This is a genomic window from Acidovorax sp. BLS4, assembly GCF_032929295.1.
GTDB lineage: Bacteria > Pseudomonadota > Gammaproteobacteria > Burkholderiales > Burkholderiaceae_C > Paracidovorax.
Genome location: NZ_CP136797.1, coordinates 4,891,082 through 4,915,396, shown reverse-complemented (window position 1 = coordinate 4,915,396; position 24,315 = coordinate 4,891,082). Strand labels below are relative to the sequence as shown.

Here is a 24,315-nt window from a genome sequence, read left to right as displayed (position 1 = left end):
GTCGGCCGTGTGCCCGCGGGGTCTTGGCGCTGCCGTTTCGCCATCCCGATCCTTCGATCGTGTCCGACGTGTTGCGCTTCGGGCCGCTGCATAGAATCCCCCGCAGAGCGGCCTGGGCGAACGGCGGACGCGCCCCCCGGGTCCTGGGCGCTCCTTCTTTTGCCCTCTTTCCTGCCGTCGATCAATCTTTTGGAACAAAGGCTTTCATGCTTGCACCGCAGCAGTGGATTTGGGGCGTGGTCGCCGTGGCGACCAGTGCGGTCATCCTTCGCCCCTGGCGCCTGCCCGAAGCGGTGTGGGCCGTGGCGGGCGCGCTGGCGCTGGTGGGTTTCGGGCTGCTGCCGGCCAGCCAGGCCTGGAGGGGCGTGCTGCGCGGCGAAGACGTGTACCTGTTCCTGGCCGGAATGATGCTGCTGTCCGAGATGGCGCGCCGCGAAGGCGTGTTCGACTGGCTGGCGGCCCTGGCGGCCCGCCGTGCCGGCGGCTCGGGCAGCCGGCTTTTCACCTGGGTCTATCTGGTGGGCACGCTGGTCACCGTGTTCCTGTCCAACGACGCGACCGCGGTGGTGCTGACCCCCGCGGTGTTCGCCGTGGCCCGCGCGGTGGGTGCCTCGCCGTTGCCCTACCTCTTCATCTGCGCCTTCGTCGCCAATGCGGCGAGCTTCGTGCTGCCCATCTCCAACCCGGCCAATCTGGTGCTCTGGGGCGGGCACATGCCGCCGTTGCCCCAGTGGCTGGCGCTGTTCGCGCTGCCTTCGCTGGCGTCCATCGCCGCGACCTTCCTGGCGCTGCGGTTCGCGCTGCGCCACCGCATCGACGCCACCATCCGCACCGAAGTGCCTCCCAGCCCCTTGAGCCGCGGCGGCGCCCTGGCGGCCGCCGGGCTGGCCGTGTCGGTGGTGGTGCTGGTGGCCTGCGCGTGGTTGCGCGTGCCGCTCGGCTGGCCCACGCTGGGGGCGGCACTGGTGACCTTGGCGCTGCTGCGCATCGGGTGCGGCAGCGCTGTCTGGCCCACGGTGCGCTCGGTGTCCTGGAGCGTGCTGCCGCTGGTGGCGGGGCTGTTCGTGTTCGTGCAGGCCCTGGAGTACACCGGCGTGGTGGGGCTGCTGGCCGATGCCTTGCGCAAGGCGGCCACGGCCTGGCCGGGCGGCGCGGACGTGGGGGTGGGCGCCTTGTTGGGCATCGCCGCCAATCTGGTCAACAACCTGCCCGCCGGCCTGCTGGCGGGGGCGGCGCTGGATGCCGCGAACGCCTCGCCGTCGATGCGGGCCGCGGCCTTGATGGGCATCGACATCGGGCCCAACCTGTCGATCACCGGTTCGCTGGCCACACTGCTGTGGCTGGCCGCATTGCGGCGCGAAGGCCAATCGGTCAGTGGCTGGCAGTTCCTGCGGCTGGGCGCCTGGGTGATGCCCCTGGGGCTGGGTGCGGCGCTGCTCACCCTGTGGATCACGCACGTCGCGCTGCGCTGACCGGCTGCGAACGGCGGCCCAGGCCGTTGCCCAAAGGCCTATCGGTACACCACGGTGATGCGCGGCACGGCCTTGACCCCGGGCTGGCGCGAGAGGAAATCCGACAGGAACGCGATCAGGCTCTTTTCGCACAGCGCCATCACGGCCGGGTCCGACGCCATGGCCGCGCCTTGCTTGGCCGCGCGCTGCGACGCCTCCTGCGTGAGGCGGATGACCGCGCCCTTGTTGTCGGTCAGCAGGCCGCCCGACAGCACGCGGTGGCGCAGCTGGCTGATGGCCGGGGTCGCCACCAGCGTCGGCTTGGCCAGGTGGATCTCGATGCCGGCCGGAGTGCTGCGCAGCTCGTAGCTCTGGGGCCGCAGGTCGTACCCGAACGAGTATTCGGCCGAGTACCAGATCGCCACCACGCCTGTGGAGGCCAGGCCCAGCACGGACTTTTCGACGATCTGGGTGGTGCCTTCCTCGCGCACCACGGTGGCCGCCATGAGCTTCATCTGCTCCGACAGCGATTGCTTGCCCACCGTGAGGTAGTCGGTATAGCGCGTGTAGCCCAGCAACTGCTCGGTCTTCTGGCTCACCTCCTGCTGCAGCTGCGCGACCTGGGCGCGCGCGGCGCGCATGCGTCCCTGCGCCACCCACCAGGCCGTGGCGGCGATGGCGGCCAGCATGGCCAGCAGCAGGGTCAGGAGGGTGAGGCGGGCACGTGACATAAGCAAGGAAGGGGCGAAGAAGGTGCGAAGAAGGCCGGGCAGGACAAGGCGCAGAGCATAGCCGGCTGCAGCGACAGGCCTGGCCGCGGGGGTGGGCCCGTGCCTCGCATGGGTTTTCGGAGGACGCATCCGCAGGCATAATTGAGAACCAATCGCATTTTGAAACCGAGGCAAACGATGGCTGGCAGCACTGCAGCGTCCCGCCTGCATGTCGTCTCGCGCATCGCGGCCGGCATGCTGGGCGGCTACGCATTCACCTGGGGATTCATCGCGCTGTGCGTGGGCCTGGCATTCGCGGCGGGCATGCCGTTCCACGATGCCGAGGCCATGGGCTACATCGTGGGCTTCATCGTGTTTCTGGTGGCCTTCCTCTGGGCCTTTTCGGATTCCCGGCTCGGCCGTGTCTGGCTGGTGCTGGCGGGGGGCGGCGCGCTGATGGCCGGCACCGCGTCGCTGGTGCAGATGGCGCTGATCTGACCGGCCCCCTGTGCCGGCGGTTTTCGTGTCCGTCCCGTTGCCGTGTCGGTCCTGTCTGTGCTGTCTTTAGCGGAAAGGCATTCGTCCCGTGTTCCAGAACTTTCGGCTCACCATGGCCTGGCTGCACACCTGGTTCGGCCTGGTGCTGGGCTTCGTGCTCATGGTCGTTTTCTTCTTCGGCTCGCTGTCGGTGTTCGACCGCGAAATCGACCGCTGGGCCATTCCCGAAACCCGGTTCGCCCCGCAGCCCATGCCGTCGTTCGACCGCGTGCTGCAGCCGGCCTTCCAAACCATGACGCGGCCCGATGCCGCCAACCTCGAGGCGGCTCGCAGCCGGGTGAACGGCCCGCTGGCCGACACCTTCCCCATCGTGAACAGCTGGGGCGCCTACACCACCCACCGCGATCCGGTGCTCGGCATGTTCACCAGCTTCGCCCTGCCCAATGCCAAGGACGCGGACGACCAGGTGTGGGGCACGCGCACCATCGACCCGCGCAACGGTAATCCGCTGCCGGACGACCACCTCAAGATCGGCAGCCGGTTCTTTTATCCGCTGCACTACAGCCTGCACCTGGAATGGAAAAGCCTGGGCTACTGGATCGTGGGCTTCGCCGCGCTGATGATGCTGGTGGCGCTGGTCAGCGGCGTGGTCATGCACCGCAAGATCTTCCGCGAGATCTTCACCTTCCGGCCGCGCAAGCACACCCAGCGCAGCGCCCTTGATCTGCACAACCTGACCGGCGTGGTGGCGCTGCCGTTCCATTTCATCTTCGCGCTTTCGGGCCTGGTGATCTTCGGCGGCATCTACTTTCCCGTCACCGAAACCCAGTTGCATCCGCTGCACGAACTGCATGAGCAGCATGAAGCGCTGGAGACCGGCCTGCCGGCCAAGCGCGCGGGCACGCCCGGCACGCTCGCCTCGGTGGACGCCATGGTGGCCGAGGCCCAGCGCCGCTGGGCCGCCAAAGGCATGGCGGGCGAGGTCGGCTATCTGAACGTGCAGCACGTGGGCGATGCCAATGCCTATGTGAGCGTGTTCCGCGCCGGCACCGACCGCGTCACGCTCACGGGGGAGGGCATCCACTTCAAGGGCGCCACCGGCGAGGTGCTGCGCGAAGACCCGCCGCCCACGGCGATCGCGGGCATCAACAACTTCCTCACCGGCCTGCACCTGCAGCATTTCCGGCACTGGCTGCTGCGCTGGCTGTACGTGCTGGGTGGCCTGTCGGGCTGCGTCTGCATCGCCACCGGCTTCATCTTCTTCGTGGAAAAGCGCAAGCGCCAGCACGCCAGGCAAGGCCTCTCCGGCGCGCGCTGGGTGGACGCCTTCGCGGTGACCACCGTGACCGGCATGCTCATCGCCACCTTCGCCATGCTGATCGGCAACCGGGTGCTGCCGACCGATCTGCCGGGCCGGGGCATTTGGGAGCAATCCGTGTTCTGGGGCGCGTGGGTGCTGGCTTTCCTGCATGGCGTGTGGCGCACGGCGCCGGTGGGGCAGGGCCGAATGGCGCCCGCGTGGGCCGAGCAGTGCTGGGCCGCGGCCGCGTTGGCGGTGGTTGCCGTGCTGCTGAACTGGACCACGACTGGCGACCATCTGCTGCGCACACTTGCTAACGGCTATTGGCCCGTGGCGGGCATGGACCTGGCCCTGCTGACTGCCGCCGCTTTGGCCCTGGTAGCGGCCCGCAGGCTTCGCCAGCGCGCGCGGAGCGCTGCCGCAACGGTGGGCCGCACCGCCCAGGGCATACCGGGGGCTTCTCGTGCTTGACGCATTGCTTTTGCTGGCCGCCGTAGCGGCCAACGTCGCCGGGATGGGGTGGCTGGCACTGTCCATGGAAGTGCACTGGGACGAGGCACTCGGCAACGCCACCCCCCAGTCCCGCCGCACGGCAGTGGCGCTGCGCGTGGCAGGCGCCGCCGCGTTGGTTGGATCGTTGGCTTTGTGTCTGAGCGTGGACCACGGCTCGATGGCTTCGCTGGTGTGGGTGATGGCTCTGGCGGGGGCTGCCTTCGGCATCACCCTGACACTGGCCTGGCGCCCGCGAACACTGGGAATTCTGGTCCCGTGGGTGCTGGCCGCCACGGGTACGGGCCGCTGAGTGAACGAGCGAACTGCGCTACAAAAAGAAAACCCGCCGAAGCGGGTCGAAAAGCAGCCCAGGAGGGAGGAGGAGATCGATTGATGCGGGCTACTGGAGTCCATGATTCCCATCCCAGCTTAGGTGAGGCTTAAATGCACCGATTCTTGATTCCGCACCGGGGCGGTTAACCGTATTCGATTAGGCAAGACTCTGGCAAATCACGGCTTCGGTGGGGGCGGTTGAGTTCCTTGTTTTATTTTGGGCAACGCTCTCACTGTGACGCGAGAACGGCGGTGTGGTCGGGATTTTTTCGCAGATGTCCTCAATGCTTCGGTTGCGGTGAAGCGATGCATCAGGTCCATGCCGACCATGGCGTGATCTAAGGATCTGTGTGCCATGACCCCATTTTCTCTTTCTGGAACGCGCGGACGCACTTCGAGTTCGTCTTCACAAGAATCTACTCCGGCCTCATCAAGCGCTCGCGGAGGCAGCAGTTCGACCCGCATCCCGCCGGAACTGCAGAACCTGACGCAGCGCAGATCTCGGCAGGACTCGCCCGAAATTCCTCGGCCTATGACGGCCAGAGCGAGTGTTCCCGGATACTCCAGCAGCAGTGACGACGATGAGCCCATAGACACCCGCGCTTGGCTGGCCAACCTATCGCTGGAGCCACCGCCTCGAGCGGAGAAGAGCCCGGAGCAAAAAACACTGGTTCCGGCAAGCACAATTGGCGGCTTTTACGCAACGTGTTCCAACATCATCGGGTTGGTAGACCATTCCAAATCCAAGCTGCCCTCGCAAGGTCCTGCGCAGTGGTTCGCCGAACCCTACATCCGTGCAAAGGATGGGGTCGTACGCCGTTTTCCCGAAATTCGCGGCCAGTTCGGGCATTTTGCGGAACAAATCAAAAATGGTTTGATTTATGACGCTCCTGCGCAACTGACGACAAAGCGGTTTGCAGGACTGGAAGTCAGTGGTGACGGAAAAAAACCGGTATTTGTCGCGAACGGCGTTTCTGTTCCGGCCATTAAATTCGGGCATTTCAGTGTCTATCCCCTGCCAGGAAACCGATTCATGGTTCCACAGCCTGCCTTCAAAGACTGCTCCGCAGCCTGTGAGCTGATGCTGCTGCTGGACCATGGGAAGGTGGACCTGGAGGATCTGAATTCTTCCAAGGTCTATGCTTCAAACACCGCGCGGGACACCCGCGCCGTCATGCACTCGATTAAGTTGGCCACTGGCCTGGAGCCTTTCCAGGTGACGCACGAGTTAAGCTACAAGAGCAGCCTGTTCAGCAAAGACAGAAGCAGAAAAGTAGCCTGGCGTGACTTGGCGGAAAAAATCGACCAATACGGCCCCTGCATTCTCGGCAAGGGGGGGCACATGCTGATGCTGGACAACGTCCGCGAGAGCAAGGGCAAATTCTTTCTCAGCATTCGCGATCCATTCCATGGCACCAGCTTGGAGATTCAGGAATCAGCGGAGTTTTTCAACAGCGGCAGCAAGGCCCCGGACCATGGGCAGGTGGAAGCCATTTTCCTGCCGAGCGAAGTGGGCGGATCATCAACGCACTGACATTCCATCGGTGGGCAGGTGACGAGCAATGGCACTGGTGGTGCCTCGCTCTGTCTGCACTCACCGCAACAGAAACACCACCACCACGATCACAGCGCCCAGTGCGATATTGACGCCCACCCAGGTGCGGATGGAAGCCAGCGCCTTGCCGCCCGCGGCCCAGTCGCTCGCCGCCACCGCGCGCTGCAGGCGCTTGAACAGCGCGAAACGCACGTGGCCGAACAGGGCCATCATCACGATGCCCAGCGTGGCCATGATCGTCCAAGACAGCGGCATGGAAAAACGGCCGCCCGACTGCGCCGCGGCACGGGCGACGTTGCCGATCATCCACAGCCCGCTGGACAGCACCAGCACGACGGCTACCAGCACCGCCCCCAGAAAACGCTGCAGCACGCCGTGCATCAGCGCCACGCGCTGGGCAGGTTCCAGCGCCTGGGCTGCCGGGCGCAGGAAGAAATGGGCGAAGGCCATGCCCCCCAGCCAAACGATGATCGCCAGGACATGGACCAATTGGAGCGCGTTGTACAGCATGGGAGACTTTCTGAGGGGTTCGGGAGCCGGGACGGGCGCCCAGGCAGGGCGCCAGGGCGGGAGGATAGGGCGCCAACGCGGGTGCAAGCACGGCAATGGCTATGGAAAACGGACAGGCCATTGTTACAAAAAAGAACATTGAGGCTATTGACGTCAAAACCGACGTCGATTGTGGCTATCCTCGTGGGTTATCGTGGACGGATTCCCCGCGCCGCGCCCGGGATTTCCTCCATCTGCCCATGACGCTTCCAAAAGCACTGCGATTGCAACGCTGGCCCTGGCTGCCAGGGGTGCTCTGCGCGCTGCTCGGCATGGCTGCCAGTTGGGCACTGTGGAAGCAGCAGAGCGATTCGGTGGCGCGCATCGCACGCGAGCGGTTCACCCAGGAGGCACGGTCGTTCACCACGGCGCTGGAGGCCCGCATCGCCTCGCATACCGAACTGGTGGTCGGTCTGCGCAGCCTGTTCCTGGTCAACCCACGGCTGGGGCGCGCCGATTTCGAACATGCGGCGCGTGAGTTGCGCCTTGCCCAGCATTACCCCGGCGTGAAGAACGTGGCCTTCACCCGTTACGTGACGCGTGCCGACAAGGAGGCCTACGAGGCCCGGGTGCGGGCCGACGACCTGGCGCGAACGGGCGCGCCGTCCACGTTCGCCATCCGCCCGCCCGGCGACCGGCCCGAATACCAAGTGGCCGACTACATCTGGCCGATCGTGGGCAACGAGTACGTCGTGGGCCTGGATGTCGGCTCGCTGCCGGCCACCATGGCGTCCATCCGCTACAGCCGCGACACCGGGCAGATCGTGGCCTCGGAACCGTTCGACCTGCTGCAGGAGCGCGACAACCGCGCCGGGTTCGTGATCCGGCTGCCCGTGTTCGACGACGGCGCGGGCGGCGTGCGCCGCTACATCGGCTCGGTGGCCGCCACCATCCGCTTCTACGACATGGTGAAGGCCCTGCAGTCCGAGGGCCAACTGCGGGGCGTGGGCATGTCGGTGCGGGACATCGGCTCCGTGAGCGATGGCTCCGCGTCTTCCGAACGGACGCTGCTGGCGCTGGAAAGCGGCGTGCGTCCCGCCATGGAGCGCTATGAACGTGAGCTTCGAGTGCACGACCGGCGCTGGCGGCTGACCTTCCAGCCCCTGCAGCCCTTCCTGTCGCGCTCGGAGGCGCAGTTGCCGGCGATGATGGGCGGCGGCGGCCTGCTGGTGACGGCCCTGCTGTCCGCGCTCATCACGCTGCTGGTGCGCCGCCGCACGCAGGCCGTGAGCTTCGCCACCGCCGCAGGCTCGGCCCTGCGCGAGAGCGAAGAGCGCTTTCGCGCGCTGTTCAACCAGGCTGCCGTGGGCGTCGCGCAGGTCGAGGCCAGCAGCCGCCGCTTCGTGCGGGCCAACAGCAAGTTCTGCGACATCCTGGGCTACACCGAGGCCGAGTTGTCGACCAAGACGGTGGGCGAGATCACGCACCCCGACGACCTGGCCGCCGGCGAGTCGCTGATGGAGCAGATTGCCCAGGGGCAGATCGAGGAGTTCCGCTACGAAAAGCGCTACTTCCACAAGGAGGGGCGCGTCATCTGGGCCGATCTCACCGTGTCGCCCGTGCGCATGCCCGGCAACCCGGCGCACCATTCCATCGCCGTGGTGCAGGACATCACCGAGCGCAAGCAGATGGAAGAGAGCCAGCGCGACAGCGAGCTGCGCCTGCGCGGCATCCTGTACCGCCTGCCGGTGGGCGTGTGTTTGGTGCGCAAGGACGGCGTGGTGAGCTTTCGCAACGAACGCTTCGTGCAGATCTGCGGCTACACCGCCGAAGACGCCCCCACGGTGGACGACTGGTGGCGCCTGGCGTTTCCGGATGCGGCGCAGCGCGAGCAGGCCATCGCCGACTGGCTGGCCGTGTGCGCCGAGGCGCCGGGCCAGGAGGCCATCGCGCCGCGCGAGCACGCCATCACCTGCAAGGGCGGGCAGTTGCGCACGGTGGACCTGGCCGGCGTGGCGCTGGGCGACGACCGCCTCATCACCGTGGTGGACATGAGCCAGCACAAGGCGGCGGAGGAAGAGATCCGCTACCTCGCTTATTACGACCCGCTCACCCAGTTGCCCAACCGCCGGCTGCTGCTCGACCGGCTGCAGCAGGCCCTGGCCGCCAGCACCCGCAGCCAGCGCTGCGGCGCGGTGCTGATGCTCGACCTGGACAACTTCAAGACCCTGAACGAGACCCAGGGCCATGAGCGCGGCGACATGCTGCTGCGCCAGGTGGCGCTGCGGCTGCGCGACTGCGTGCGGGCCGAAGACACCGTGGCGCGCCATGGCGGCGACGAGTTCGTGGTGGTGCTGGAAGACCTGGGTGACAGCCCCGAAGACGCCGCCGCGCGCGCGGAAGAGATGGGCCAGAAGATCCTGGCGGCCCTGCGCCGGCCGTTCGTGCTGGAGGGCGAGGCCCACCACAGCACGCTCAGCATGGGCGTGACCATCTTCCAGGGTGTGCGCGAGACGGTGGACGAACTGCTGCAGCGCGCCGACCTGGCCATGTACCAGGCCAAGGCCGGCGGGCGCAACAGCCTGCAGTTCTACGACCCGCGGATGCAGGCGTTGGTGGCGGCCCGCGCGGCACTCGAATCGGACCTGCGCGAGGGCATCGCGCTCCAGCAGTTCGAGCTGTTCTACCAGCCACAGATGGACAACGGGCGCATCACCGGCGCCGAGGCGCTGCTGCGCTGGCGCCACCCGGTGCGCGGCTTCGTCTCCCCGGCCGATTTCATTCCCCTGACCGAAGAGACCGGACTCATCCTGCCGCTGGGCGAATGGGTGCTGCAGGCGGCGTGCGCTCAGCTGGCGCGGTGGGCGCAGCGGCCGGCGCTCTCGCACCTGGGCCTGTCCGTGAACGTGAGCGCGCGCCAGTTCCACCAGAGCGGCTTCGTGGGCCAGGTGCTGGCGGCGCTGGCGAGCACCGGGGCGGATGGCCGCCGGCTCAAGCTGGAGATGACCGAAAGCCTGCTGCTGCAGGACGTGGAGGACACCATCGACAAGATGGCCCAGCTGCGCGCCTACGGCGTGGGCTTCTCGCTCGACGATTTCGGCACGGGCTATTCCTCGCTCGCCTACCTCAAGCGCCTGCCGCTGGACGAGTTGAAGATCGACCAGAGCTTCGTGCGTGACGTGCTCACCGACCCCAACGACGCTGCCATCGCGCGCACCATCGTCGCCCTGGGCACCAGCCTGGGCCTGCGCGTGATCGCCGAGGGCGTGGAGACCGAGGCGCAGCGCGCCTTCCTGGCACGCAACCAGTGCTACGTGTGGCAGGGCTACCTGCTCAGCCCGCCGCTGCCGGCGGACGGCTTCGAACGCCTGGTGATCGATCACGCCGCGGGCCTGAGCCCGCTGATCGTGTGAGGGGCCCCGGCCGCCGCCCGCCGCCCCGCAACGCCTGCGGGCCTGCCAGTCCCTCCCGGTCCTTCCGAGCCGTCCCATGTTCGAACTGAAAACCCTGGCGCTGTACGCCGTTACCGCGCTGGCGGAGATCGTGGGCTGCTACCTGCCGTGGCTGTGGCTGCGCCAGGGCGCGAGCCCCTGGCTGCTGGTGCCGGCCGCTGCCTGCCTGACGCTGTTCGCCTGGCTGCTCACCCTGCATCCGGCCGCGGCCGGCCGGGTGTATGCGGCCTACGGCGGCGTCTACGTGGCGGTGGCCCTCGGCTGGCTCTGGGCGGTGGACGGCGTGCGCCCCACCGCGTGGGACCTGGCGGGCGTGGCCGTCACTCTGGCCGGCATGGCGATCATCGCCTTCGCCCCCCGCGCTGGCTGATGCTACTTTTTTGATAGCTATATGCCCTAGTGCTGATTGAGCTGGAGGCCTTTTGGGCTTGAAGCGGCGGCGGCTGTAGGAGCGGGCCGTTTCCCTGGCAGTCGCGCCACCCCGGCACGGTATCATCCGGGGCTTGGCCACGCTGGCCCGCCCGGCGGCGCGGCCGCGCCGTTTTGAGCGCTTCAACGCCCCCAGCCCGCCCACAGACCCGTGCGTCTCAACTCCATCAAACTCGCCGGCTTCAAGTCGTTCGCAGAACCCACCAACTTCATGCTGCCGGGCCAACTGGTGGGCGTGGTGGGCCCGAACGGCTGCGGCAAGTCCAACATCATGGATGCGGTGCGCTGGGTGCTGGGGGAGTCCAAGGCCAGCGAGCTGCGCGGCGAGTCCATGCAGGACGTGATCTTCAGCGGCACCACCAGCCGCAAGCAGGCCAGCCGCGCCAGCGTGGAGCTGGTCTTCGACAACGCCGACCACCGCGCTGGCGGGCAGTGGAACCAGTACGGCGAGATCGCCGTCAAGCGCGTGCTCACGCGCGACGGCAACAGCAGCTACTTCATCAACAACCAGCCCGTGCGCCGGCGCGACGTGCAGGATGTGTTCCTGGGCACGGGCCTGGGACCCCGGGCCTACGCCATCATCGGCCAGGGCACCATCAGCCGCATCATCGAGTCGCGCCCCGAAGAGCTGCGCCTGTTCCTGGAAGAGGCCGCGGGCGTCTCCAAGTACAAGGAGCGCCGCCGCGAGACCGAAAACCGCCTGTCGGACACGCGCGAGAACCTCACGCGGGTCGAAGACATCCTGCGCGAGCTGAACGCCAACCTGGAGCGCCTGGAAAAGCAGGCCGAGGTGGCTGCCCGCTACAACGCGTTGCAGGCCGACGTCACCCTCAAGCAGCACCAGCTGTGGTTCTTGAAGCGCGCCGATGCCGAGGCCGAGCAGGCCAAGGTGCGCGCCGACGGCCTGCAGGCCGTGAACGACCTCGAATCGCGCATGGCCGACCTGCGCTCGGTCGAATCCGACCTCGAAACCATCCGCCAGGCGCACTACGCCGCGGGCGACCACGTCAACCAGGCCCAGGGCAAGCTCTACGAGGCCACGGCCGAAGTGGGCCGCCTGGAGGCCGAGATCCGCTACGTGGTGGAAGGCCGCCAGCGCGTGGAGCTGCGCCTCGCCCAGCTCGCCGAGCAGATCGCGCAGTGGTCGGCCCGCAAGGAAGAGGCCGAACACGAGATGGAGAACCTCGCCGGCGCCGGCGTGGACGCCGACGAGCGTGCCGAACTGCTGGCCGCCCAGGTTGAGGAACAGGCCCTGCAGCTGCCCGACCTCGAAGAGGCGCTGCGCCAGGGCCAGCAGCGTGCCAACGAGCAGCGCGGCGCCGTGGTGCAGGTGCAGCAGCAGATCGGTGTGCTGGCCGCCGAGCAGCGCAGCATCGACGAGCAAAGCCGCCAGCTCGATGCCCGCCACGAGCGCCTGCGCACCGACCGCAACGCGCTGGCCGCGCCCGACGAGGCGCGGCTGGTCAACCTGCGCGGCCAGCTCGATGCCGCCCAGGAGGGCGCCGAAATGGCCGAGGCCCGGCTGGCCGAACTGCAGGAATCCGTGCCGCAGCTGGACGAGGACCGCCGCACCCGCCAGCAGGCCGTGAACGTGGAAAGCGCCCGCCAGGCCGACCTGTCGGCGCGCATGGAGGCGCTGAAGGCGCTGCAGGAGAAGGTCAAGACCGATGGCAAGCTGCAGCCCTGGCTGGCGCGCCACGGCCTCGACGGCCTCCAGGGCCTGTGGAGCCGCATCCACATCGAGCCCGGCTGGGAGAACGCGCTGGAGGCCGCGCTGCGCGAGCGCCTGGGCGCCCTCGAAGTCAGCCGGCTGGACAGCGTGCGCGGCTTTCTCGGCGCGGGCGGCAACGATGCGCCACCGGCCCGGCTGGCCTTCTACACCGCGCCGCCCGCCGGCATCCCCGAGCCCACCGGCGCCGCCACCCGCCTGTCCGACCTGCTGCGCCTGGGCGATGCCGGCCTGCGCGCCGTGCTCACCGACTGGCTGCAGGGCTGCTATACCGCGCAGACGCTCGACGAGGCCCTGAACCGCCGCCCCACGCTGCAGCCCGGCGAGGTGGTCTACGTGCCCACGGGCCATGCGGTCAGCGCGCACAGCGTGAGCTTTTATGCCCAGGACTCCGAGCAGTCCGGCCTGCTGGCCCGCGCGCAGGAGATCGAGCACCTCGAAAAGGAACTGCGCGCCCAGGCCCTCATCAGCGAGGAGTCGCGCACGGCCCTGGTGCGCGCCGAGTCGGCCTACGCGGACGCCTCGCAGCGCCTCGTGGCCGCGCGCCGCGAAGCCAGCGAGGCGCAAAGCCGCGCCCATGAACTGCAGGTGGAAACGCTGCGCCTGACCCAACTGGCCGACCAGGCCCGCGCGCGCAGCGAGCAGATCGGCGCCGACCTGGCCGAGGTCGAGGCGCAACTGGCCGACCTGCAGGAGCGCCGCGTGACGGCCGAGGCGCGCTTCGAAGAGCTGGACATGCAGCTGGCCGACAGCCAGGAGCGCCACGCGCAACTGGACGAGCGCGTGATCGCCGCCGAGCGCAAGCTCGCCGAATGCCGCGAGCAGCAGCGCAGCCTGGAGCGCCAGGCGCAGGAGGCCACGTTCTCCCGCCGCAGCCTGGAGGCGCGCCGGGCCGAACTCGCCCGCACGCTGGACACGGCGGGCAGCCAGACCCGCGCGCTGGCCGACGAGCAGCAGCGCGCCCGCGACGAGATGGCGCGGCTGTCCGACGCCGCGGCGCAGGGCGGCCTGCAGCAGGCGCTGGACCTCAAGATGGAGCGCGAGAAGGCCCTGGGCGCCCAGCGCAGCGAATACGACGACCTCACCGCCAAGCTGCGCGCGAGCGACGAGCGCCGCATGCAGCTGGAACGCGCGCTCGATCCGCTGCGCGCCCGCATCACCGAATTCCAGCTCAAGGAGCAGGCCGCGCGCCTGGGCCTGGAGCAATACACCACGCTGCTGGCCGACGCACAGGCCGACCTGGAGGCGGTGGCGCAGTCCATCGAGGCCGGCGGCGTGCGCTCGGCCGGCCTGCAAAGCGAGATCGACCGCCTGCACCGCGAGATCGCGGCGCTGGGCGCGGTCAACCTTGCCGCGCTGGAGGAACTGAATCTCGCGCGCGAGCGCAAGACCTTCCTCGACTCGCAGACCGCGGACCTGACCGAGGCCATGAACACGCTGGAGGACGCGATCCGCAAGATCGACGCCGAAACCCGCGAACTGCTCTCGGGCACCTTCGAGACGGTGAACGGCCATTTCGGGCGCATGTTCCCCGAGCTGTTCGGCGGCGGCAATGCGCGCCTCATCATCACCGGCGACGAAATCCTCGACTCCGGCGTGCAGGTGATGGCGCAGCCGCCGGGCAAGAAGAACCAGACCATCCACCTGCTGTCCGGCGGCGAGAAGGCCCTGACCGCCATCGCGCTCGTCTTTGCCATCTTCCAGCTCAACCCCGCGCCGTTCTGCCTGCTGGACGAGGTGGACGCGCCGCTGGACGATGCCAACACCGAACGCTATGCCAAGCTCGTGTCCAGCATGAGCAGCGGCACGCAGTTCCTTTTCATCAGCCACAACAAGATCGCCATGGAAATGGCCGAACAACTGATCGGCGTGACCATGCAGGAGCAGGGCGTCTCGCGTATCGTGGCCGTGGACATGGAGTCCGCGCTGTCCATGGCCGATGCCTGAACCCCCAGAAGCCGCACGTTTTTTCACCATGAGCAACTTCCAACTCGGCCTCATCATCGCGGGCGGCGTCGTTCTGGCGGCCATCGTCGCCTTCAACGCCTGGTCCGCCCACCGCAACGCCCCCAAGCGCGCGAAACCGCCCGAGCCCGACGGCGCGGCCGAGCCCGCGCTGCGCCAGGAGCCCGCCTTCGATGCCGGCGGCGCCCCGGTGGAGGGTGCCGATGCGCCCGGCGCGGGAACGGACCCGTCCTTCGACGGCCACACCGTGGACCTGCGCGATGCGATGCAGCTGCCCGTGCCGCCGTCCGAGCGCCGCGGCGGGCTGGACCCGCTGATCGACGCCATCGCCCCGCTGGTGGCCGAGCAGATCGTCTCGGGCGACGCGGCCCTGGCGGCCCTGCCGCCCACGCGCCGCGCCGGCAGCAAGGCCTTCGCCATCGAGGGCTTCAACGAATCCACGCAGCAGTGGGAGACGCCCGTGGCCGGCCAGCGCTACAGTCACTTCCAGGCCGGCGTGCAGCTGGCCAACCGCGTGGGCGCGCTCAACGAGATCGAGTTCTCGGAGTTCGTCGTCAAGGCCCAGGGCTTCGCCGACGCCATCAACGCCGCGGCCGACTTCCCCGACATGCTGCACGAGGTGGCCCGCGCCCGCGAACTGGACCAGTTCGCCGGCGACCACGACGCGCAGCTGGCCTTCGTGCTGCGTGCGCGGCATGCGGCCTGGAGCCCCGGCTACGTGCAGCAGAACGCCGTGCGCCTGGGGTTCACGCCGGGCGCCATTCCCGGCCGGCTGGTGCTGCCCGCGAGCGGCCCGGGCCTGCCGCCGGTCCTCACCCTGGCCTACGACACGCAGTTCGCCCTGTCCGACGACCCCGAGCAGTCGGCCATCCGCGACATCACGCTGAGCCTGGACGTGGCCCAGGTGCACCGCTCCGAGCAGCCGTTCGCGCGCCTGCGCGAGGTGGCCGCCGCCCTGGGCGAGGCCATGGACGGCGCGCTGTGCGACCAGAACGGCACGCCGCTGCCCGCCATGACCATGGACCCCATCGCCGCCGACCTGGAGCTGCTGTACGACAAGCTCGACAGCCGCGAGCTGTCGGCCGGCTCGCTGCTGGCGCGCCGCCTGTTCAGCTGAGTGGCCGGTCATCCCGGGCCGAAAGGACACCCCATGCGCTGGTGGCACGTGCTGTTTCCCCCGGTGGTGGAAACACCCCAGGGGCTGTTTCGCCCCTCGAACGCCGTCCTGGACCGGTGGTTGCCAGCCATCGGGTGCCTGGTCGTCGCGGGTGTTGCGCTGTGGCAGTACCGGACGATCGGCAGGTTCAACTACTTTGGGCTGGTCTACCTGGGGTTGTTCATCGCCCCCGCCATCGCTGGTTGGCGTGCACGGCGCCAATTCGGCCGCATGGGCAAGCCCCTGGTGCGCATCGACGGCTCGGAAGTCTTCCTGAGCCTGCCCCAGAACGTGCGCCCCGGCCACGTGCAGGTGCCGCTGGCAGATGTCCGGGCCATCGTGGTCAAGGGTACGCCGGGCCAGCGCAGCTACGTGTTCGAGCGCCACGCGGGCGAGCCCATCGAGGTGCGCCCCGGGTTCGGTCGGCTCGATGCGCGGGTCGTGGATTTCCTGCAGCGCGCCATGCCCGCTGCCATTCCTGTGAACGTGCAGGAGCCTCCTACTTTTCTGGGTTCCATCCGTGGTGACTGATTCCAAACCTTCCGCAGCCGGCGCACTGCCCCTGCAACCCGCCGAGGCCGTCGACGCGCTGCGCGCCCAGCTCAACCGCTGGGCCCACCAGTACTACGTGCTCGACGAGCCCACGGTGCCCGATGCCGAGTACGACCGCGTGTTCCGTGAACTGCAGGCGCTGGAAGAGGCCCACCCGGACCTCGTCACCCCCGACTCGCCCACCCAGCGCGTGATCGGCGCGGTGATGGAGGGCCTGTCGCCCGTGCGCCACCGCGTGGCCATGCTCAGCATCCGCACCGAGACCGACACCGAAGCCAGCGGCGCCCGCACCTTCGATGCCCGCGTGCGGCGCGAGCTGAAGCTGGCCGAGGGCGATGCGCCCGTCGAATACGTGGCCGAGCCCAAATTCGACGGCCTGGCCATGAGCCTGCGCTACGAAAACGGCCGCCTGGTGCAGGCCGCCACGCGCGGCGACGGCGAGGTCGGCGAGGACGTGACGCACAACGTGCGCGCCATCCGCCAGATTCCCTTGACGCTGCCCACGGGCGGCAAGAACGGCGCCCCCCCGGTGCTGGAGGTGCGCGGCGAGGTCTACATGCGCCGCGCCGATTTCGACCAGCTCAACGAACGCCAGCGCGAGGCCGGCGGCAAGACCTTCGTCAATCCGCGCAACGCGGCGGCGGGGGCGGTGCGGCAGCTCGATTCGGGCATCTCGGCGCAGCGGCCCCTGAGCTTTTTCGCCTATGGCCTGGGCGACGTCACGCCGGCCGGCGAGGGCGGGCCCGACTTCGGCACGCACTACGACATGCTGCAGGCGCTAAAAGGCTGGGGTTTTCCGGTGGCGGCGCAGGTGCGCGTGGCGCACGGCGCTCAGGAGCTGATCGCCTTCCACCAGGAGATCGGCGCCTCGCGCGATCGCCTGCCCTACGACATCGACGGCGTGGTCTACAAGGTCAACCGCCTGGACCTGCAGCGCCAGCTGGGCTTCGTCACGCGCGAGCCGCGCTGGGCCGTGGCGCACAAGTACCCGGCGCAGGAGATGGTCACCCGCATGGACGGCATCGACGTGCAGGTGGGCCGCACCGGCAAGCTCACGCCCGTGGCACGGCTGGCGCCGGTGTTCGTGGGCGGGGTGACCGTCACCAACGCCACGCTGCACAACCTGTTCGAGCTGCGCCGCAAGAAGGCCCGGGTGGGCGACCAGGTGATCGTGCGGCGCGCGGGCGACGTGATTCCCGAGGTCGTGGCCGTGGTGCCGCCGGCGCTGGGCGCGGCCATGCCGGCGCCCGAGCCCATCCGTGAAGACGCCGCCGCCGCGGCGGCCACCGATGCGCTGGTGGACCTGGTCGATCTGGCCGATGCCGCCGGCAGCGACGCGCCCGTCAGCCTGCCCGCACCGCCGCGCCAGCCCTACGTGCCCAATTTCCGCATGCCCCGGCAGTGCCCCATCTGCGGCAGCGCCGTGGTGCGCGAAAAGGGCGAGGTCAACCACCGCTGCTCGGGCGGGCTGTTCTGCGCCGCGCAGCGCAAGGAGGCCATCCTGCACTTCGCCGCGCGGCGCGCCATGGACATCGAAGGCCTGGGCGACAAGCTGGTGGACCAGCTGGTCGAGGGCCAGGTCATCCGCACCTTGCCCGACCTGTACCGCCTGGGCCTCACCGCCCTCAGCAGCCTGGAGCGCATGGCGGAAAAGTCGGCCCAGAACGTGCTCGCCGCGCTGGAGAAATCCAAGCAGACCACCTTGCCGCGCTTTCTGTTCGGCCTTGGCATCCGCCACATCGGCGAGGCCACCGCCAAGGACCTGGCGCGCCACTTCGGTGGCCTGGACGCGATCATGGACGCGAGCGTGGAGCAACTGCTGGAGGTGAACGACGTCGGCCCCATCGTGGCCGAGTCCCTTCGCACCTTCTTCGACCAGCCGCACAACCGCGAGGTGGTGGAGCAATTGCGTGCCTGCGGCGTCACCTGGCCCGAGGGCGCGCCGGCCGAGCGGGCCGTGCTGCCCCTGGCCGGCCAGACCATCGTGCTCACCGGCACCTTGCCCACCCTGAGCCGCGACGAGGCCAAGGACCTGCTGGAGGCGGCCGGCGCCAAGGTGGCGGGCTCGGTCAGCAAGAAGACCAGCTACGTCGTCGCCGGCGAGGAGGCCGGCAGCAAGCTGGTGAAGGCGCAGGAGCTGGGCGTGCCCGTGCTCGACGAGGCCGGCATGCTGGCCTTGCTGGGCCGCGAGAGCGCATGAGCATGCGCGGTCGCTACCGTGCGTTTGTTCGCTTGCTATGTATTTGATAGCTGCCAAGGCAGATCAACCTAGGGCGTGAGCCCTTTTCGACCATTGAGCCCCCGATGCCCCCTGTGTCTGCTTCCCTGCGCGCGCGCCTGACGGCCGCGTGGCGGGGCCACGCCGCGCCGCTGCTGGCGCGCGCCTGGGCCTTCGCCGCCCGCCACCTGCGGTCCCGCCGCGCGGTGCTCTGGGCGTTGCTGGCCGTGCCCCTGGCCCTGCTGCTGTACGTGCTGGCCCTGGTCCCGTTCACCCCGGCCATCAGCGACATCCGCAAGGCCAAGACCGAACAGCCCGCGCAACTCGTCTCGGCCGATGGCCGCCTGCTGGCCGAATACAAATGGGTCAACCGCGAATGGGTGGCGCTGGAGGACATCGCCCCTTCCGTGAAGGACGCGCTCATCGCCACCGAGGACCACCGCTTCTACGACCACTTCGGCCTCGACTGGCGGCGCACCGGCTCGGCGCTGATCCGCACCCTGGGCGGCGACAAGCAGGGCGGCTCCACCATCACGCAGCAGCTCGCGCGCAACCTCTACCCCGAGGACATCGGCCGCGCGCCCACGCTCACGCGCAAGCTGAAGGAGGCCATCACCGCGCTCAAGATCGAGGTGCTGTACTCCAAGGACGAGATCCTGGAGACCTACCTGAACACCGTGCCGTTCCTGTACAACGCCTACGGCATCGAGATGGCCGCGCGCACGTACTTCGACAAGTCGGCCGACAAGCTCACCGTGCTGGAGAGCGCCACCCTGATCGGCATGCTCAAGGGCACGAGCTACTACAACCCCGTGCTCAACCCCGAGCGCGCGCAGGAGCGGCGCAACACCGTGCTGTCGCAGATGAAAAAGCGCGGCAAGCTCTCCGCCGAGCAGTACGACACCCTGTCGCGCCGGCCGCTGCGCATCCGCTTCGAGCGCCAGATCGAAACCGCCGGCCCCGCGCCGCACCTGGCGCAGCAGCTGCGCAAGCAGCTCATCGACTGGGCCGACCGCAACGGCTACAGCCTGTATGCCGACGGACTGGTGGTCCGCACCACCATCGATTCGCGCCTGCAGACCCTTGCCAACCAGGCGGTCGCCCGCCAGGGCCGGCAGCTGCAGGGCGTGGCCGACGGCGCCTGGGCCTCGCGCAGCGCCTGGAACCCCAAGGGCCCGCTGGTGCAGGCGCTGGTGCGCGAATCGGCGCAGTACGAGGCCGCCGTGGCCAAGGGCGCCACACCCGACGAAGCCCTGCAGGGCCTGCTGGACGACGCCGCTTTCATGCGCCAGCTGCGGCAGCAAAAGACGCGCGTGCAGGCCGGCTTCCTGGCGCTGGACCCGCGCAGCGGCGAGGTGCGGGCCTGGGTGGGCAGCCGCGATTTCGCCACCGACCCCTTCGACCACGTGCAGGCCGCACGCCGCCAGCCGGGCTCGACCTTCAAGCCGTTCGTGTACGGCGCGGCCTTCGCCAACGGGATGCTGCCCACCGACACGCTGATGGACGAGGCGGTGGAGATTCCCCTGGGCGGCCGCCAGGTCTGGCGCCCCACGGATGAAGGCCCGCCCAGCAACGCGCCCATGACGCTGGCCGACGGCCTGGCTTACTCCAAGAACACCATCACCGCGCAGGTCATGCAGAAGGTCGGCCCCGAGCGCGTGGCGCGGTGGGCGCAGGCCATGGGCGTGCGCGAGTCGCGCCTGGATGTGGTGCCCTCGCTGGCGCTGGGCACCAGCCCCGTCACGCTCAAGGAAATGGTGGCCGCTTACGGCACCATCGCCAACGGCGGCCAGTACCGCGCGCCCATCGTCATCACGCGCATCGAAGACAAGAACGGCAAGGTGCTGGAAGACTTCGCCCCTGCCGACCCCGAGCGGGCCGCGGGCCTTTCGGCCGTGCAGACCCTGCGCGACGCCATGCGCGGCGTGATCGACAAGGGCACGGGCGCCGCGATCCGCACCCGCTACGGCATCACCGCCGACGTGGCGGGCAAGACCGGCACCACGCAGGACAACACCGACGGCTGGTTCATCCTGATGCACCCGCAACTGGTGGCGGGGGCCTGGGCCGGCTTCAACGACGGCCGCATCACCCTGCGCAGCGATTACTGGGGGCAGGGCGCCCACAGCGCGCTGCCCATGGTGGGCGAGGTGTTCCAGCAGGCGCTGCGCACCAAGGTGATCGATGCGCGCGAGCGGTTCATCGACGAGGAGGAAAAGAGCGGCTGGGTGGACAACGCCGTGGGCGGCGTGCGCACCTGGGTCTACGACCTCTTCGGCCGCCGCACCGGTCCGGCCGCCGACACGCCACCGCCCGCGCAGGGCATGTCCCCGGTCGAGCCCGCGATGCGCCCGGCCTCCGAGGCATCGGCGCCTCAGAACCTGCCCGAGGCCCCGGACATTTCCGAGGCGCCGCTCAAGCCGCTGCAGGATGCCACGCCCGACGCGCCGCCCGTGGCCACGCCGATCGAGGGGGGCGGCAGCCTGCCGGGCGCGAGCTTCGGCGGGCAGCCGACCGTGCCGGCGGTGCCGCAGTCACCGGGGCAGCCTGCGGCGCCGTCACCGGCCTCTCCCCAGAATGGCGGCACCGGCGATGCCGCCGCGCCCATGGCGCCGGCCTCGGCGGGCGGCGGGCTGCCGTTCTTCATCGAATCCAAGCCTTGAAATCTTGAATCAGTCTCACACAAGCGCGCGTTCCTATAATGCCCGGCTCCAAGGGAAAGCCACTGGCCGGTATTTGCTGGTGGGCAATACAAACGCATGACCGTCAGCGCAATGCCAAACTTTCAAGATATCTGGAAAAACCATCCAAACGTCAAAGGCGATGCGCCTCTGCTGAACAAAGCGGCCTACGAAAACCAGTGCGCTATTAATTTTTCAGCCGCCCTCATGCGTGCCGGCGTGAACTTCAAAACATTTCGAGGGGTGCGATCCTGGCAACAGGGTACGGAGAAGTACCCGATCCGTGCGCAGGAGGTGGCCGACTGGGTGGCGGCTGGAGGAACCCGCTTGCCGATCCGCATAGAAAAGTTCACAGGCGCGCAGGCATTCGGTCACGCAGAGGGCAGTGCGGGCATGAAGGACCGCACTGGGCTCGTATTCTTTCAAAACTACTGGGGGCCAGGAATGCAGGGGGACCACATCGACTTATGGAACGGTAGCCGGTTGAGCGACCGTGGGTCATGGCTGCGCATTCACCTACGCATCGGCGGTTTTGGCGTCCACAGCATTTTTAGCGACGTTTCCGATATGGAAAAAGCCCAGGCCGTATGGTTCTGGCAACTCGCATGAAAGCCGCTCTCCACGTCATTTTCGGGGCACTGTTGGGCGCGGCCTTCGGCGTGCTGGGCTCTGTGACTTACGACCGTCTGTTTGGGGCGGGTTACCCCCTCAATGATGAGCAATCCAACACGTTGGCAATCGTGTTGGTGTTCGGGGTTTTGCCGGTATCCACGCTGGTTGGCGCGATCACCGGCTATGCACTGCATCGGCGGCGCGTGCGCAAGATTTGATCGCGATAGCTTTCGAGGGCGCCAAAGTGTTGTTGACGGGTACGGGTGTCGCATACACGCGCTTTCCGCATGCCATGCACCGCAGCGCGACCGCTCTCCGCTATGCTTGCCAGCGGTGCGTTCGCGGCCGGTGCCATGGCCGCCGTGCCGTTGCGATCCTCCCCCTCAACCTCTGGATACCCTTGCCATGATTGCTCGAAAAATGCGTTCCCTGGTCGCCGCTGGCGCCGTGATCTGCCTGTCGCTCGTGACCGCTGCCCACGCCGGCCCCCGGCTGGACAAGATCATGGAAAGCAAGGTCCTGCGCGTGGGCACGCCCGGCGACTACCGCCCCTTCGCCATCAAGACCGATGCCGGCTACAGCGGCCACGACATCGACGTGATCGAACTCATGGCCAAGGAACTGGGCGTGAAGGTCGAATACGTGGCCACGAGCTGGCCCAACCTCATGAAGGATATGCAGGGCGACAAGTTCGACGTGGCCGTGGGCGGCATCACCCGCAACGTCACGCGCATTCGCCAGATCGAGATGCTCCCCGGCTACGCGCCGTTCGGCAAGGTGGCGCTGGTGCGCACGGCCGACAAGGCCCAGTACCAGACGCTGCAGGACCTGAACAAATCGTCCGTGCGTGTCATCAAGAACCCCGGTGGCACCAACGAAACCTTCGTGCTGCAGAACCTGACCGCCGCGCAGGTCAGCACGCACGACAAGAACGCCGAAATCCCCGCACTCATCGCGGAAGGCAAGGGCGACGTGATGATCACCGAAACCTACGAAGCCCTGCACTACGCCAAGGCCGACCCGCGCCTGACCGCCGCGTTCATCGACGCGCCGCTCACGCCCACCAACACCCTGGGCTTCATGCTGCCCAAGGACGATGCCGACTATTCGCGCGTGATGGAGTTCGTCTGGGGCCTGCTGGATGCCCGCGGCACGCTCAAGCAGTCGGCCGACAAGTGGCTCAAGTGATCGGCTGACGCCATCTTCGGGCGACCGCGCCGGTAGCGACTCCCCGAAAAGCCAAAGGGCGCAGGCCACAGTAATGTGGCTGCGCCCTTTTTCCATGGAGCCGGCGGCAGCGCATGGCCTGCGAAGGCAGGCGGGTCAGTCGATGTCCACGCAGTGCAGCCCGAACCTGCCCGCCTTGCGGTCGGCGAAATAGCGCTCCAGCGTGGTCTTCACGGTGCGAAAGGCGATCTCGTCCCAGGGCACCTCCTCCTCGGTGAACAGGCGCGCCTCCAGGGTCTCATAGCCCGGATCGAAGGCGTCGCTGAGCAGCTGGGCCAGGTAGAAGAAATGCACCTGCCCCACGTGCTGCACGTTCAGCAGGCTGAACAGCGGCCCCATCTGGATCTGCGCCCCGGCTTCCTCGTCGGTCTCGCGCTCCGCGCCCTGCGCGGTGGTTTCGTTCAGTTCCATGAACCCCGCGGGCAGGGTCCACTTGCCCCGGCGCGGTTCGATGGCGCGCCGGCACAGCAGCACCTGGTCGTGCCATACGGGCACGGTGCCCACCACGTTCAGCGGGTTCTCGTAGTGGATGGTGTGGCAGGCCGGGCAGACGGCGCGGTGCTTGGTGTCGCCATCGTCGGGAACGCGGTACACCACGGCCGTTCCACATTCGCGGCAGTGCTTGATGGGGCTGCGGGAGGTCATTCGTTTTTCTGAAAATGAAGCGTCGTGGGGCGGCGGAGCGGGAACACCGGCCCCGGCCGATGGCCGCGAGGCCAGGGCGGGGCCCGAGGGGGCTGTCAGGCCACGGCCAGGCGCAGCGTGCCCAGGCCGTCCACGCCGCCTTCGAGCGTGTCGCCGCGCACCACGGCGCCCACGCCCTCCGGCGTGCCCGTGAAGATCAGGTCGCCGGGCTGCAGCTCCCACGCGGCCGACAGGTGCTCGATCGTTTCGGCGATGTTCCAGATCAGCTGCGAGACGGTGCTGCGCTGGCGGTCGGCGCCGTTCACCTGCAGCCAGATCGCGGCCTGCGCCACGTTGCCTGCCTGCGCGGCCGGGGTGATGGGGCCGATGGGGGCGCTGTGCTCGAAGGCCTTGCCGATCTCCCAGGGGCGGCCCTGCTTCTTCATGTCGTTCTGCAGGTCGCGGCGCGTCATGTCCAGGCCCACGGCATAGCCATACACGTGCTGCAGCGCGTCGGCCGCGGTGATGCCCTTGCCGCCCTTGCCGATGGCCACCACCAGTTCGATCTCGTGGTGCAGGTTGGCGGTGAGCGTGGGGTAGGGCAGCGTGCCCGTCTGGCCGGCATCGACCACGACCAGGGCGTCGGCGGGCTTCATGAAGAAGAAGGGCGGCTCGCGGCCGGTGAAGCCCATTTCCTTGGCGTGTTCTTCGTAATTGCGGCCCACGCAGTAGATGCGGTGCACGGGGAACCGGTCGCCGGTGCCGATGACAGGAACGCTGGCCACGGCCGCGGGAGGAATCACATAGCTCATGTCTGCCTTTCTTCGAAAAGGGACGGCGCG

Annotated in this window: 19 protein-coding genes; 15 read left to right on the top strand and 4 right to left on the bottom strand. The window is 68.4% G+C overall.

Going from position 1 to position 24,315, the window contains the following annotated elements; genetic code table 11:
* Positions 1–206 precede the first annotated feature (206 nt).
* Entirely contained in the window at positions 207–1,472 is a 1,266-nt protein-coding gene (locus R1Z03_RS22605) for an SLC13 family permease (protein WP_284431168.1), read from the top strand.
* A 38-nt stretch (positions 1,473–1,510) separates the two neighbouring features.
* On the opposite strand, the gene R1Z03_RS22600 is transcribed toward R1Z03_RS22605, so the two are convergent.
* The gene (locus R1Z03_RS22600) at positions 1,511–2,182 is read right to left on the bottom strand and encodes a hypothetical protein (RefSeq protein WP_284404359.1); all 672 of its coding nucleotides are present in this window, start codon (positions 2,180–2,182) and stop codon (positions 1,511–1,513) included.
* 177 nt (positions 2,183–2,359) lie between these two features.
* On the opposite strand from R1Z03_RS22600, the gene R1Z03_RS22595 reads away from it, so the two are divergent.
* The 4 genes from R1Z03_RS22595 (at position 2,360) to R1Z03_RS22580 (ending at position 6,318) form a co-directional block, all read left to right on the top strand.
* A complete protein-coding gene (locus R1Z03_RS22595) occupies positions 2,360–2,659 on the top strand; it encodes an iron uptake protein (protein ID WP_272569545.1) in 300 nt (99 codons plus the stop codon).
* 88 nt (positions 2,660–2,747) lie between these two features.
* The gene (locus R1Z03_RS22590; RefSeq protein ID WP_317355400.1) at positions 2,748–4,430 is read left to right on the top strand and encodes a PepSY-associated TM helix domain-containing protein; all 1,683 of its coding nucleotides are present in this window, start codon (positions 2,748–2,750) and stop codon (positions 4,428–4,430) included.
* Positions 4,423–4,761 (top strand): DUF3325 domain-containing protein, encoded by a 339-nt coding sequence (locus R1Z03_RS22585; RefSeq protein WP_317355397.1) that lies wholly within the window; start codon positions 4,423–4,425, stop codon positions 4,759–4,761. The genes R1Z03_RS22590 and R1Z03_RS22585 overlap by 8 nt, the downstream gene beginning before the upstream one ends.
* A 378-nt stretch (positions 4,762–5,139) precedes the next feature.
* Positions 5,140–6,318 (top strand): hypothetical protein, encoded by a 1,179-nt coding sequence (locus tag R1Z03_RS22580; protein WP_284431164.1) that lies wholly within the window; start codon positions 5,140–5,142, stop codon positions 6,316–6,318.
* Positions 6,319–6,378: 60 nt separating this feature from the next.
* On the opposite strand, the gene R1Z03_RS22575 is transcribed toward R1Z03_RS22580, so the two are convergent.
* Positions 6,379–6,849 carry a CopD family protein gene (locus R1Z03_RS22575; protein ID WP_284431163.1) on the bottom strand — a complete coding sequence of 157 codons (471 nt, stop codon included), beginning with the start codon at positions 6,847–6,849 and terminating at the stop codon, positions 6,379–6,381.
* 239 nt (positions 6,850–7,088) lie between these two features.
* Between R1Z03_RS22575 and R1Z03_RS22570 the strand changes: the two genes are divergently transcribed.
* The 10 genes from R1Z03_RS22570 (at position 7,089) to R1Z03_RS22525 (ending at position 22,810) form a co-directional block, all read left to right on the top strand.
* The gene (locus R1Z03_RS22570) at positions 7,089–10,241 is read left to right on the top strand and encodes an EAL domain-containing protein (RefSeq protein WP_317355390.1); all 3,153 of its coding nucleotides are present in this window, start codon (positions 7,089–7,091) and stop codon (positions 10,239–10,241) included.
* Positions 10,242–10,317: 76 nt separating this feature from the next.
* Entirely contained in the window at positions 10,318–10,650 is a 333-nt protein-coding gene (locus R1Z03_RS22565) for a YnfA family protein (protein ID WP_317355388.1), read from the top strand.
* Between the two features lie 210 nt (positions 10,651–10,860).
* Positions 10,861–14,385 (top strand): chromosome segregation protein SMC, encoded by a 3,525-nt coding sequence (smc, locus tag R1Z03_RS22560; protein ID WP_284431160.1) that lies wholly within the window; start codon positions 10,861–10,863, stop codon positions 14,383–14,385.
* A gap of 28 nt (positions 14,386–14,413) precedes the next feature.
* Positions 14,414–15,520 carry a cell division protein FtsZ gene (locus tag R1Z03_RS22555; protein ID WP_284425601.1) on the top strand — a complete coding sequence of 369 codons (1,107 nt, stop codon included), beginning with the start codon at positions 14,414–14,416 and terminating at the stop codon, positions 15,518–15,520.
* A gap of 33 nt (positions 15,521–15,553) precedes the next feature.
* Entirely contained in the window at positions 15,554–16,090 is a 537-nt protein-coding gene (locus R1Z03_RS22550) for a hypothetical protein (protein WP_284399789.1), read from the top strand.
* A complete protein-coding gene (gene ligA / locus R1Z03_RS22545; RefSeq protein WP_372588191.1) occupies positions 16,080–18,311 on the top strand; it encodes an NAD-dependent DNA ligase LigA in 2,232 nt (743 codons plus the stop codon). The genes R1Z03_RS22550 and ligA overlap by 11 nt, the downstream gene beginning before the upstream one ends.
* Before the next feature lie 104 nt (positions 18,312–18,415).
* Complete coding sequence (locus R1Z03_RS22540) at positions 18,416–20,992, top strand: transglycosylase domain-containing protein (RefSeq protein ID WP_317355384.1); 2,577 nt, start codon at positions 18,416–18,418, stop codon at positions 20,990–20,992.
* 96 nt (positions 20,993–21,088) lie between these two features.
* Entirely contained in the window at positions 21,089–21,619 is a 531-nt protein-coding gene (locus tag R1Z03_RS22535; protein ID WP_317355381.1) for a type VI secretion system amidase effector protein Tae4, read from the top strand.
* The gene (locus R1Z03_RS22530) at positions 21,616–21,840 is read left to right on the top strand and encodes a hypothetical protein (protein ID WP_317355378.1); all 225 of its coding nucleotides are present in this window, start codon (positions 21,616–21,618) and stop codon (positions 21,838–21,840) included. The genes R1Z03_RS22535 and R1Z03_RS22530 overlap by 4 nt, the downstream gene beginning before the upstream one ends.
* Before the next feature lie 187 nt (positions 21,841–22,027).
* On the top strand, positions 22,028–22,810 hold the full coding sequence (locus R1Z03_RS22525) for a transporter substrate-binding domain-containing protein (protein WP_372588190.1): 783 nt from the start codon (positions 22,028–22,030) through the stop codon (positions 22,808–22,810).
* A gap of 135 nt (positions 22,811–22,945) precedes the next feature.
* Here R1Z03_RS22525 and R1Z03_RS22520 read toward each other — a convergent pair whose 3' ends face one another.
* Both R1Z03_RS22520 and R1Z03_RS22515 read right to left on the bottom strand, forming a co-directional pair.
* Positions 22,946–23,494, bottom strand: a complete 549-nt coding sequence (locus R1Z03_RS22520) for an NUDIX hydrolase (protein ID WP_284431158.1) — start codon at positions 23,492–23,494, stop codon at positions 22,946–22,948.
* A gap of 95 nt (positions 23,495–23,589) precedes the next feature.
* Entirely contained in the window at positions 23,590–24,285 is a 696-nt protein-coding gene (locus R1Z03_RS22515) for a fumarylacetoacetate hydrolase family protein (protein WP_317355375.1), read from the bottom strand.
* Positions 24,286–24,315 lie beyond the last annotated feature (30 nt).